The organism is Mycobacterium sp. (assembly GCF_049673265.1).
GTDB lineage: Bacteria > Actinomycetota > Actinomycetes > Mycobacteriales > Mycobacteriaceae > Mycobacterium.
Map to the genome: position 1 here is coordinate 1 of NZ_JBATXN010000208.1, position 11,300 is coordinate 11,300.

Genomic DNA, 11,300 nt, shown 5'->3' on the forward strand with positions numbered 1-11,300 from the left:
GCTTTGATATCGCATGTGTCTTCGTTTCCAAACCACATGTCATGGTCAGCTCTTGGTGTGGCCGTGACTCCTGTGACTCGACTTCATGAGGCACAATCCTTCCTGTGACTACAGCGCCGAACAAGCCGACGGCGGCAATCGTCGGCGCGGGTCTCGGCGGGATCGCGATGGGCATCCAGCTCGCCCATGGCGGCTACGACTTCACGATTTTCGACAGCGGCGACGACTTCGGCGGGACCTGGCGCAAAAACACCTACCCCGGCGCGGCCTGCGATGTGCCATCGCACTTTTACTCGTACTCGTTCGCGCTGAATCCACGGTGGAGCAAGACGTTCGCCGACCAGCCGGAGATCCTGGCATACATCGAAAAGGTCGTCAACGACCATCGTCTCCAGAAGCATCTGAAACCGCGCACCCGCGTCACGACGTTGCGATGGTCGGACACCGATAAGCGCTGGACGCTGACCAGCGACGACTGCCAGTCCCGCGAATTCGACGTCGTGGTCAGCGCGGTGGGAATGCTGGACGTTCCCAACATCCCCGACATCCCCGGCGCCGACCGATTCCATGGCCGCGCCTTTCACTCTTCGAATTGGGATCACTCCAAATCCACTGCGGGCGAACGTGTTGCATCGATCGGTACCGGGGCTAGTGCCGTCCAGTACGTGCCGGCGATCGCCGCCGACACCGCGCACCTGACGGTGTTCCAGCGGACGCCGATCTGGGTTTCACCCCGCTACGATGAGCCGTTCACCCCGGAGCAGCAGGAGCTCTTTGAACGCGACCCGGCGGAAGCACTGAAGGTCCGCGATGCGGCCTACCAAGACTACGAATCGGCGAATTTCGCCGTCGATTCCACGATGACCAAAGAGCTGACCGGCATGGCGCAGAGCTATCTGCTTCGCAAAGTCAAGGATCCGGAGCTGCGCGCCAAGCTGACCCCGGACTATCCCGTCGGCTGCAAGCGACCACTGCAATCGCGCACCTGGTTCCCCACATTCGCGTTACCCAACGTCACGCTGGAAACCTCGCCCATCGTCGAGTTCACCGAGCACGGCCTGCGCACCGCGGACGGCAACGAGCACGAGGTCGACACCGTGATCTACGGAACCGGCTTTCGCGCAGTGGATTTCCTCGGCAGCCTCGACGTGTATGGCCGCGGCGGACGCCGGCTCCGCGAGGATTGGGCCGACGGCGCCGAAGCCTACCTGGGCACCGTGGTGCCGGGATACCCGAACCTGTTCACGCTGTACGGCCCCAACACCAACGGGGTTACCTCGATCATCTACATCCTGGAAGCACAGTCGGAGTTCGTCCGTCACGTGTTGGACGAGATGGGTCGCCGACAGCTTCGGGCGGTGGAGATCAAGAAGCATGTCCACGACGCCTACAACATTGAAATACAGGAAGCACTATCGACAACCGTGTGGGTTGCCAACTGCAACAACTACTTCCGCCACCCCAATGGCAAGGTCGTCACCCAGTTCCCTTACAACGGCCAGACTTTCGCCCAGCGGCTATCGCACGTCAACCTTGATGAGTTCCACCAGTTCGCGGCAAACTCAACTAGCCATTAAGCAAGCGGCCTGTCGTCGAGCTGTCGCTCGGGGCCGCAGCCGCCATCATCGTGGCATGTGCGAAGTCTGGATCGGTGCGAGCGGGTACGACCAGCAGGACGATCTTGTTGCGGTTAAGCCCGAGCACTTCGATCGTGTTAACCGGCTGTCGCTCGTATGAATCGAGTCGTACCACTCGTCCGTCGATGTGCAGTTTCGCTGGGGGTTTTGTCCATTCGGTGACGTTGTATAGCACGCGATCAATAGGGCCGAGTCGTACCGACAGCACCGCCAGCAGGTCTGGAAGCTCAATCGTCAGGTCATCACCGTGCGGCCACCATGCCCCGTCCACATAACCGGTAGTGGGAGCCTTGGGTTTTAACCGCAGCCGCGGCGTGTTCTCGGGCGGTGTGTACTTCGAACCTGCAACGGTTCGGCCTCGCTGTAGCGTCATGCGACGCTCCCATCTTGGCCGCGAATCGGCCAAATCAATCGAATCGGCGATGACACAATCTCAAACGGTCGCGTGCGACATACCGCCGATACCACAACGCTACTCGTGAGCCGACGCACCAGCCCGTTCGGGTTCGCGGCAGCCTCTAAACGAATGAGGACTGGCAGGAGGTTTGCCTGCCAGCCCACATATGACGAACGGTCGTTAGACGGGTGTCACTCCCGTTGCCTGAGGACCCTTTGTCCCCTGGCCGATCTCGAACTGAACCCGTTGGTTCTCCTCGAGCGACTTGAAACCGCTTCCTTGAATCTCCGAAAAGTGCACGAACACATCTTCTGTGCCGCCGTCAGGAGCGATAAAACCGAAGCCCTTGTCGCTGTTAAACCATTTCACAGTTCCCTGTGCCATACTTCTCAACTTCTCTCATTTAGAACGGATGTACGAAAAACATCCTTGACTGAGGGTAGCACGGGGCCATCAGGCGAAACTTTTGCAGATGCATCAGTTGCGCGCGCGGGTGTAGCGTCGATGGAGAACGTTTTTGTAGCCATGGTGATCCTCGGGCGTGATCGCGACCGGACATGACCAACTGCGATCGGTTCGTTTTGCCGGTCCCGCACTCGTGTGCCGGGTCAACCTCGAAAATGAAGGAATCGCCCATGGACTACCGAGACTTATGCACTCAGCGCGTCGAAGTCGAATCGACCGCGGCACCATGAGCCGCGCGGTGCGCGGTCGGCGTTTGGCGAGCCCGGTCAGGCTTACGCTGGCTGCTGCACTGGGGGAGGACCTCGACGGGGCGTGGTGGCCGCACACAGCGTCAATCGCGCGCGAGCTTCCCGACCTGATCGACGCGCTGTCCGCGCGGCTGGGCGAGATCGTCGATATCAGCGTGAATTGGTCGTCGTTGCAAGGTGCACCAGATCTCGACACGGTGAGGCGCGCAAGTATGGCCGACCCCGTCCGCATAATTTGCCATCAGCGCCTGATGGCGATCACTGGTAGTCAGGCTTCGGCGAATCTCCTCGTCGTACCGTGCCGGACGCCTAACCCTCTGGCCGGAATGATCATGCGTCAAGCAGCCACTCGCGACATCATGCCCGTAGAGCAGGACAGCGATGCATTCCGGTGCGCCGATGACATTGTGCGCGCGGCGCGTGCTGAAAGCACACTGTGCGCGCGACGGCTGCGCGATGATGGACTCGCCGACGTCGGTACTGCAGATTCGGAGACGACCGTTTGAGGTATCCCGCGGTATGAAGCGAGAAGTGGGTGCAGAGCTCGGAGTCGAGATCACCGCGCCGACAACGCTCGAGTTCCAGATTGCTGTAGCGCCTCATCCTAATACCGAAGTGTCGGAACGGTTGTCGTTTGTGTTGGATGGAAAGCCTGTCCAGCCCTTAGAGATCAGCGGCGTGCATGGCAACCGTATCCATAAGATGGAAGCTCCCGGCGGCAACTTGACCGTCGACTACGCCGCTACGATCGTCGGCCGAACCGATCCGGCGCCGGTGACGGAACACGACTTGTCCATGTATCTACGCCCTAGCCGCTACGCGGAGGCCGATAAGTTCTACGGTTTCGCAGAAACCGAGTTCGGCGCTTACGTCGATTCGACGACTCTGCTGGAGAGGGTTTCCCTTTGGGTGGGTACTCGGCTGAACTACGTGCCGGGCTCCAGCGATCCAATCGACGGAGCCGTGGAGACCATGCTTGCCGGTGCAGGGGTGTGCCGCGACTTCGCGCATCTGGTAGTCGCATTGCTCCGGGCGGTCAACGTGCCCGCCCGCGTGGTTTCGGTGTACGCACCGGGTCTGTATCCGATGGATTTCCACGCAGTCGCCGAGGCTTTCGTCGGGGAACAGTGGCGAGTGGTCGACGGAACCCTGTTAGCGCCGCGGCAGACGCTGGTGCGCATTGCCACCGGCCGCGACGCCGCCGATATCGCCTTCCTGGACAACCACGGGGGTGCGATCGCATTGAACAAGTTGGTGGTGACTGCGATCAGCGACGGTGACCTCCCCATCGACTCGATCGACCAACTTGTGTCGATCGGCTAAGACCGACGGGCGTCTAACCTGACTTTTATCACCGTTGGCGGTCCGGTGATTCTGTAGGTCTGTGAACTGTACGTTTCTTGTCTTCCTGGTGCGGATTTGTGCACTAGCCGGCGGGCCGTAGGGTGCCTGGGTGGCCTATGTCCGCACCGTGAAGACGTCCTCGGGTGCGACGGCGGTGCAGGTCGTGTGGTCGTCGCGGCGGGGCTCCCGCAAGATCGAGCACCTGGGCTCGGCGCACGATGAGGCCGGGATCGCGGCGCTGAAGGCTGCGGCGGCACAGCGGTTGGCCGCCGGACACCCCCGAGACGTTAAGCGCACAGTGCGCGCGTGGCTCCCAACGTCGATGACCAGGCTGGTTCAGCGGCGGCAGGGTGGCGATACCGCAGATTCGGCCACGACAGCTCGATGCTCGGCGAATGACAACACTCCCAATGCTGTTGTCGGGCACACCATTAGCCTGAGCGAACCACGTTGCGCGCCAACGAAGTTGACATCAACAGTACCGGGGCGTTTACTGGAGGCCTAGCCCGGAAAATTGTCGTCTACTGTGGCCATAGGGATTCGCCTTTGGAATCGGTGTGCGTTTATCCCCGGATTCGGGGCCAGGCCACCGCACGACGGCGACGCGGGTCGGGACCACCCGGACGCTTGGGTGCCCGCCACTCAACTGAAGGGCCACAATGAAAATGTCTGACAACAAGCACCGCAATGTTGTTCATCAGAATGTGATCCGTATAGGTGCGGGTTTCGCGGCGAAGGAGCACCCACATGTGGTGGAGACGTTGTCCACGCTCGGGCCGCATCTAGGTAGGTGGGGTTCGCGCGGTGTGAACGTGGAGGTCTCCCTCCAGGACCGCGGCGGCAAGGAGCAGCGTGTCACATTGCGTACCAGCCTGCCCGGCCTGACGCCGCTGGTAGCGGTCGCCGAGAACCCGGATATCACCCACGCCCTGGGTGATGCGAAGCGTGAGCTGATTCGGCAGCTCGACCACCAGAAGTCGGAGCGCGAACCCATGAACAACCGCCGGTCCAGCGCGACGATCCGGCACCCGGGCACCTCTACGTGGCCCGAGGCCATCGAACACGGGGGGCGCGTGTGATCGGCAACCATGCCGTCATGGGCCAGCCCGTCCCGGCGGCTGCCCGCATCCCGTTGACGCTCAGAGACATACTCGGCGCGGGGGTACGTAGGAGGGCCAGACACCGGGAAATGCTTGTGGCACAGTCGACATGGGATTCTGAGGGCGGGGCAACGGGAGAAAGTGAGTCGCTGCCCAACGGGGTAAAGTGCCGCGCACCTCGGGGCCTTGGCGGCTGAGCCTCGTCCGGTTGTGATGCTATGAAGCGAGAAGTGGGCGCAGAGCTCGAAGTCGAGATTGCTGACAAGTTCTACGGTTTTGCCGCAACTGAATTCGGCAGCTACGTCGACTCGACGACTCTGCTGGAGCGAGTCTCGCTCTGGGTGGGCACCCAGGCTCGCTAATCGGCTCCAACTAGTGGATGGTGGAGGTATGCCCTCGCCACCTCGGCATCCGCGCACTGCTATCGATGCCCGATTCCCGCTCGGCTAGATGTGGCGATCCACGAAAAGCTTCGCGCGGCCGGCGAGGGCTAGCGGCCGCTGACTCAATTTGCGAGGCCTGCGTGACATTGTTCAGCATTGACGCGGCGGCGATTTCACTGGTCTTCGCGGGGGTCGCCAGCGGAACATTGGGATCCAGCGGCGCGACCGCGCGCATGTATGACGAACTCCAATTCACGCTCGGCGAGGGCGCGGTGCTTGGACTCCATCGCGCTGCGCCCCCCCGTCCTCATCGGCGACCTGGCCAATGCCAAAGACGGTCGATGGCCTGCGTACGGCCCCGCCATGCTTAGCCACCAGATCCGGGGCGTATTTCGCAATTCCGGTCGTGGTGGCCGGGGAAAACGTCGGCGCCCTGGACCTTTCCGCGCGCAACCCGGCGAGCTACCCGGTGACTACCTGGCCGGCGCTGTCGTCGCCGCCGAGCTGTCCGGCGCTCCCCTGCTTGACCTCATCGACTCCGACCTGCAGGCCGCCGTCAACGACCCGGACAGCAGCGCGTGGGCCGAATTGAACGCACTGAGCCGCGCGGAGGTCAGCCAGGCCACCGGCATGCTCGTGGCGCAACTCGGGCACAACCACGTTTCGGGGCCGGATGTCGACCTCGGCGAAGACCTCATGGGATGCCGGGATCGCCGCCGTGACGTTTCCCGGAGGCTGGAGTGTCAACCGTGAATGAGGCTACCTTCCGACTGCCGGCTCTCCAGCAACTCACGCGCTGCGTTGTAGTTGCGCTCGCGATCTAGGATCACACGGTGACCATCGAGGCCGAAACGTTCACCATCGACGGTGTCGGCGGCACGCGCATTGTGGCTGACCGGCTGGGCGACCCAGAAAAGCCTGCCGTGGTGTTCTTGCATGGCGGCGGGCAGACCCGTCGCTCGTGGGGAAAGGCCGCTGCGGCGGTGGCCGAGCGCGGATGGCAAGCGGTCACGGTCGACCTACGCGGCCACGGCGAGTCGGACTGGTCGGAAGGCGGCGATTATCGTCTGACCAGCTTCGCCCTCGACATTCAACAAGTGCTGCGCCAGGTGCCGCCGCAACCGGTGTTAGTCGGTGCGTCCCTGGGTGGCTTCACGACAATGCTTCTCGCAGGCGAGATTTCGCCTGGCACCGCCCGCGCCGTCGTCTTGGTCGACATCGTGCCCAACATGGACGAGTCGGGTGCGAATCGGATTCACAACTTCATGGCCGACCGGATGAAATCGGGGTTCGAGTCGCTAGACGAAGTCGCCGACATGATCGCCGAATACAACCCGCATCGGCCCCGGCCAACCGATCTCGACGGCTTGCGCTCCAACCTGCGCCGTCGCGGTGATCGCTGGTACTGGCACTGGGACCCGAAGTTCATCAGCACCGCGTCGCTTCCGCCCATTGAGTTGGCCGACCTCGATCGAATGAACGCCGCGGTTGAGACGATCCTCGCGGGCGGTGTACCGATGCTGCTGGTGCGAGGTCAGATGAGCGACCTGGTCAGCCAGGACCGTGCCGACGAGTTTCTGGCACGTTTTCCGCAAGTCGAGTTCGTCGACGTCCGCGGCGCAGGACACATGGTCGCCGGCGATCGAAACGACGTGTTCGCAGATGCGGTATTGGATTTCCTCACCCGGCACGGCCAGCTTTAGCCGCCTCCGCCACGACGTCCTCGGCGCCCAGGTCGACGGCAGCGCTGACCACTGCCCGGTCGATCTGGCGCAGTGAATGCACGATCGCGAGAAGTCTTGCCCGAGACGAGCGTTCGTCGCCGTCGCGGTGCTCTCGTGCGAAAGCCTCTGCGGCGTCAAGGAAGTCGGTCGCGGGCATGACGGTGGCGTCGTGGTTGCCGTGCAGCGCAGCGGTGAGCACGTCGATGCTGCGTCGAATATGCGAGGCGGCCGATGTGATGGCATCGGCCAGCCGCGGGGAGGCCTCCTCGAATGGCTCGCTGTTGCGTGCCAGGGTCCGTCCGTAGCGGTCGCAGGCGGCCAGCATCCGCTGGGCGTGCCGAACGCTGTGCCGACCGGAGAAGCCGCCGACCCCGGCGGCCAGCGGCTTGGCGGTGGTCCGGAACTGCTGCAGATCTCGATCAAGCTGCCGGGCTTTGTCCGTCGGGCTCACGGCCGCCTCGCGACCGAACAGCGTCGCCACCGACACGTCGATCACGTTGGCCAGTGTCGTCAGAAAGGCGCGGGCGTCGTTGCGCATGGAGGTGCGGGCGTTGGTCGGCAACACCACAATCGCGACGGTGGCGCCGATGACCGCGCCGATCGCCGTCTCCTCGATCCGCAAAAGCAGTAGGCGGTAACTGAATTGACCGAGTAGCCCGTAGAGCAGCGCCAGCATGGTGGTGATCCAGAACGTCATCGCGCTGTAGGCGACCTTCAGGAAGTACAACGAGCAGAACACGCACACGAAGATCAACACCAGCGATGCGGTTCGGTTGCCGGAAACCACTGTGGCGACCAGCATTCCGGCCGGCACCCCCAGCGCGGTGCCGATCAATCGCGCCCATCCTTTCGTGACCGTCTCATTCCAGGTATTCGTGCCGGCGAAGATCACGAACGCGGCGATCACCGCCCAATACCAACGCGACGGCGACACCACCTCGCCAATCACGATCGCCAGCGACGCCGCCACCGCCACCTGAATGGCTTGCTTGGTCGTAGGCAACAAACCGGCGCCGTGTGCCTGCTCCTCGTCGGAGCCGTTGTCCTCGAACGACGGCGCCATCGACGTTTCCGCGGCAGCCCGCTCGACCATCGTGCGGACTTCGGAAGCCGCTGAGGCCGTGGCGATTATCGCCAGGGCGAGGCGACGAACCGTCGGGTTAGCGGCCGGCGTAGACGGATGATCGAGCAACTCCTGCGCAAGCTGCGCGGCGCGCTGCAATCCCTCCGGCTGCGGCAGGCGGATCGCCCTGGCGAGTTGGGACAGCGCGCCGGCCAGGTCGGCGCGAGTCGACACGGGTATGTCGGCGCTGGCGATCGCGGCCCGTCCGCCGGCCGTGGCAACCCGCTCAACGGTGAGCTCGGCGTCGAACAACCACAGCGCAAGGTCCTCGCCGCTGACGTCGGGCCACAGCACGGCCGGGTTGACCTTCTCTTCGATCTGGCTTTGCACCATCAACGCGGTCTCGTTGAGCCGGGCGGTCCGAGCCCGCAGCCGCCGTCGCCGTCGTTCGTCGAGCCTGCCGGCCTCGAGCGCCTCTGCGGTGGTGTCGATGACGATCGCCATCCGCGCCCGCAGCGAGCGCATGGTCGCTCGCAGCACGCCTTCGGGCCGATCGGGCAGGATGACGACGGTCATCACGAAGCTGCACACCGTGCCGATCAGCACTGCGCCGATCAGCCAGGGCAACTCTCGGGTCGTCGCACGCAGAAACTGCGCGAAGAAGTAGGCCATGAAAGCGACCATCCCCAGCGCCCGCCCGCGCGGGCCATACCGGCGGGCGTAGACCGAGGCGTACACGACGACGACGAACACCACGTCGCAGAGCACCCGATGTGGCGCCAGGACGGTAGCCGCGGTGAGGGACAGCGCCGCGGGCAGCGGCAGCAGCGCCAGCGTGATCTTCTGCTTGTGCGGGTCAGGTTCGTTGACCGCTCGTCCGGCGACCATGGTGATCAGAACGCCGAGCAGCGCGACGGTCAACGGCTGGTGGGTTGCCTTGGTGAGCAGAAACAGGATCAGCAGCGCCATCGCCAAGGAGACAGTCGTGCGGGCGGCCATCCGCAGCCGCAGTAGTCCGGGGTCGGAGCCGATCGCCCAGTTCTGCGCCCGCTGGTACAGCGCGGTTGCCCGGCCGAACACTCGTGATTAGCCTCTCTCGTTCTGACCCTGTCTATCGTGACCCTAATGAACGTGACGGAGCCGACGCGGACCAAGCTGGCCGACGGCCGCGAGCTGCTGTTCTTTTCGCTGCCCGGCCACAGCCCGGCACCGGTCGACGACCGCCGCCCGCTGCCCGCGCGTCACCCGAACCAAACCGAATTGCGCTACGACCAGACGACCGGGCAGTGGGTGATCGTCGCGGCGTTGCGGCAAGACCGCACCTACAAGCCGCCGCCCGATCAGTGCCCGCTGTGCCCGGGACCGACCGGGTTGACCAGCGAGGTGCCCGCAGCCGACTACGACGTCGTCGCCTTCGAGAACCGGTTTCCGAGCCTGTCCGGGGCGGGGTCGCCGCCCTCGGTGCCCGACGGGTTCATGTCTGCGCCGGGCATCGGCCGCTGTGAGGTGATTTGCTTCTCCAGCAACCACACTGGGTCGTTCGCGGAGTTGGCGACGGCGCATGCCCGGCTTGTCGTCGACGCGTGGCGGCATCGGACTGCGGACTTGATGGCGATGCCCGGTGTGGAGCAGGTGTTCTGCTTCGAAAATCGCGGTGAGGAGATCGGCGTGACGCTGACCCATCCGCACGGGCAGATCTACGGCTACCCATTTTTGACGCCGCGGACCGCAGCGATGCTGCAGCAGGCATCGGAGTATCGAGAGTCACACGGCGGCAACGTCTTTGCCGATCTATTGGCCCGCGAGGTCGACGGTGCGCGGGTTGTGGCGCGCACCGATCTGTTCACCGCGTTCGTGCCGTTTGCGGCGCGTTGGCCGGTGGAGGTGCACATCTATCCGAACCGGTTCGTGCACAACCTACTTGACCTTGGCGCAGCCGAGCTGGACGATTTCGCCCGGATCTACCTTGACGTGTTGCGGCGGTTCGATCGGATGTATTCCGGCACGCTGCCTTATATTTCGGCGCTGCATCAGTATGCCGACACCGACGCGCAGCGCGAGGGTTACTTTCACGTCGAGCTGATGTCGATCCGGCGCAGTGCGGTCGCGCTCAAGTATTTGGCGGCTTCAGAGTCGGCGATGGACGCGTTCATCAGCGATGTGACGCCCGAGGCCGTGGCCGAGCGGCTGCGAGGGCTGGGGTGATGGTCCGATACGCCGCGCCGGGACGGATCAACCTGATCGGCGAGCACACTGACTACAACCTCGGCTGGGCGTTACCGATCGCGTTGCCGCAGCGCACGGTGGTGACGTTCGAGCCATCGGATGCCTCGGCGATCACGGTGTGCAGCGACCGCGTCGACGGCTCGGTGCGAATCCCAGTGCGCACCAAGCCGGGTGAGGTGACCGGCTGGGCCGGCTATGTGGCCGGGGTGGTGTGGGCGCTGCGCATGGCCGGGCATCCGGTGGGCGGGGGCAGCATGTCGGTCACCAGCGATGTCGAAATGGGGTCGGGTCTGTCGTCGTCGGCAGCATTGGAGTGCGCTGCGCTGGGGGCGTTCGTGACCGCTGCCGGATGGCGGATCGATCGGCTTGAGCAGGCGCGGCTGGCACAGCGCGCGGAGAACGAGTACGTCGGTGCGCCAACGGGTTTGCTTGATCAGCTGTCGTCGCTGTTCGGTACGGAGTCGACGGCGCTGCTGATCGATTTCCGGACGCTGGCTGTTGAGCCGGTGGCGTTCGATCCGTCAGCGTCTGGTGTCGCGCTGTTGTTGATCGACTCCCGGGAGCGGCATGGTCACGTCGGTGGCGAATCCGCGGCGCGTCGGTTGTCATGTGACCGGGCGGCCGCCGATGTGGGTGTGGTGTCGTTGCGGGAGATTCAGGATCGTGGGATCTCGGTACTGGACGGGGTGGGCGACCCGGTCGATGCTCGGCGG

General features: G+C 64.0%; 10 protein-coding genes and 3 pseudogenes. 10 read left to right on the forward strand and 3 right to left on the reverse strand.

Annotation, left to right across the window (positions count from 1 at the left end; genetic code table 11):
- Nucleotides 1-104 precede the first annotated feature (104 nt).
- A complete protein-coding gene (locus tag WBF82_RS07355) occupies nt 105-1,577 on the forward strand; it encodes a flavin-containing monooxygenase (protein ID WP_424382403.1) in 1,473 nt (490 codons plus the stop codon).
- Here the strand turns inward: WBF82_RS07355 and WBF82_RS07360 are convergent.
- Together WBF82_RS07360 and WBF82_RS07365 are read right to left on the reverse strand one after the other, a co-directional pair.
- Nucleotides 1,567-2,010: a DUF5994 family protein gene (locus tag WBF82_RS07360; protein WP_424382404.1), complete on the reverse strand. Its 444-nt coding sequence runs from the start codon at nt 2,008-2,010 to the stop codon at nt 1,567-1,569. The two genes, WBF82_RS07355 and WBF82_RS07360, sit on opposite strands and share 11 nt — an antisense overlap.
- Nucleotides 2,011-2,214: 204 nt before the next feature.
- The gene (locus WBF82_RS07365; protein ID WP_424079552.1) at nt 2,215-2,418 is read right to left on the reverse strand and encodes a cold-shock protein; all 204 of its coding nucleotides are present in this window, start codon (nt 2,416-2,418) and stop codon (nt 2,215-2,217) included.
- 307 nt (nt 2,419-2,725) lie between these two features.
- Here WBF82_RS07365 and WBF82_RS07370 point away from each other — a divergent pair, with 307 nt between their 5' ends.
- From WBF82_RS07370 to WBF82_RS07400, 7 genes and pseudogenes are all read left to right on the forward strand, one after another.
- Nucleotides 2,726-3,253 (forward strand): DUF5994 family protein, encoded by a 528-nt coding sequence (locus tag WBF82_RS07370; RefSeq protein ID WP_424382405.1) that lies wholly within the window; start codon nt 2,726-2,728, stop codon nt 3,251-3,253.
- 13 nt (nt 3,254-3,266) lie between these two features.
- The gene (locus WBF82_RS07375; protein WP_424382406.1) at nt 3,267-4,070 is read left to right on the forward strand and encodes a transglutaminase-like domain-containing protein; all 804 of its coding nucleotides are present in this window, start codon (nt 3,267-3,269) and stop codon (nt 4,068-4,070) included.
- Between the two features lie 130 nt (nt 4,071-4,200).
- A pseudogene (locus WBF82_RS07380) lies at nt 4,201-4,365 on the forward strand (IS1634 family transposase); the annotation flags it as partial.
- Nucleotides 4,366-4,756: 391 nt separating this feature from the next.
- Nucleotides 4,757-5,170: a hypothetical protein gene (locus WBF82_RS07385; protein WP_424382407.1), complete on the forward strand. Its 414-nt coding sequence runs from the start codon at nt 4,757-4,759 to the stop codon at nt 5,168-5,170.
- Between the two features lie 278 nt (nt 5,171-5,448).
- Nucleotides 5,449-5,544: pseudogene (locus tag WBF82_RS07390) on the forward strand (transglutaminase); the annotation flags it as partial.
- A 74-nt stretch (nt 5,545-5,618) separates the two neighbouring features.
- Nucleotides 5,619-6,327, forward strand: a pseudogene (locus WBF82_RS07395) (GAF domain-containing protein).
- A gap of 86 nt (nt 6,328-6,413) precedes the next feature.
- The gene (locus WBF82_RS07400; protein WP_424382410.1) at nt 6,414-7,277 is read left to right on the forward strand and encodes an alpha/beta fold hydrolase; all 864 of its coding nucleotides are present in this window, start codon (nt 6,414-6,416) and stop codon (nt 7,275-7,277) included.
- Here WBF82_RS07400 and WBF82_RS07405 read toward each other — a convergent pair.
- The gene (locus WBF82_RS07405; RefSeq protein WP_424382411.1) at nt 7,255-9,360 is read right to left on the reverse strand and encodes an FUSC family protein; all 2,106 of its coding nucleotides are present in this window, start codon (nt 9,358-9,360) and stop codon (nt 7,255-7,257) included. The genes WBF82_RS07400 and WBF82_RS07405 overlap by 23 nt on opposite strands.
- 126 nt (nt 9,361-9,486) lie before the next feature.
- Between WBF82_RS07405 and galT the strand changes: the two genes are divergently transcribed.
- Nucleotides 9,487-10,566 carry a galactose-1-phosphate uridylyltransferase gene (galT, locus tag WBF82_RS07410; RefSeq protein ID WP_424382408.1) on the forward strand — a complete coding sequence of 360 codons (1,080 nt, stop codon included), beginning with the start codon at nt 9,487-9,489 and terminating at the stop codon, nt 10,564-10,566.
- On the forward strand, nt 10,563-11,300 hold a 738-nt coding region (locus tag WBF82_RS07415; RefSeq protein ID WP_424382409.1), incomplete at its 3' end, for a galactokinase family protein. The genes galT and WBF82_RS07415, both read left to right, overlap by 4 nt.

Bases quoted from the DNA above. Each gene is read 5' to 3' on its own strand.
- WBF82_RS07360 (WP_424382404.1), bottom strand. From the start codon at position 2,010: ATGACGCTACAGCGAGGCCGAACCGTTGCAGGTTCGAAGTACACACCG.
- WBF82_RS07365 (WP_424079552.1), bottom strand. From the start codon at position 2,418: ATGGCACAGGGAACTGTGAAATGGTTTAACAGCGACAAGGGCTTCGGT.
- galT (WP_424382408.1), top strand. From the start codon at position 9,487: ATGAACGTGACGGAGCCGACGCGGACCAAGCTGGCCGACGGCCGCGAG.
- WBF82_RS07405 (WP_424382411.1), bottom strand. From the start codon at position 9,360: ATGGCCGCCCGCACGACTGTCTCCTTGGCGATGGCGCTGCTGATCCTG.
- WBF82_RS07375 (WP_424382406.1), top strand. From the start codon at position 3,267: ATGAAGCGAGAAGTGGGTGCAGAGCTCGGAGTCGAGATCACCGCGCCG.
- WBF82_RS07370 (WP_424382405.1), top strand. From the start codon at position 2,726: ATGAGCCGCGCGGTGCGCGGTCGGCGTTTGGCGAGCCCGGTCAGGCTT.
- WBF82_RS07385 (WP_424382407.1), top strand. From the start codon at position 4,757: ATGTCTGACAACAAGCACCGCAATGTTGTTCATCAGAATGTGATCCGT.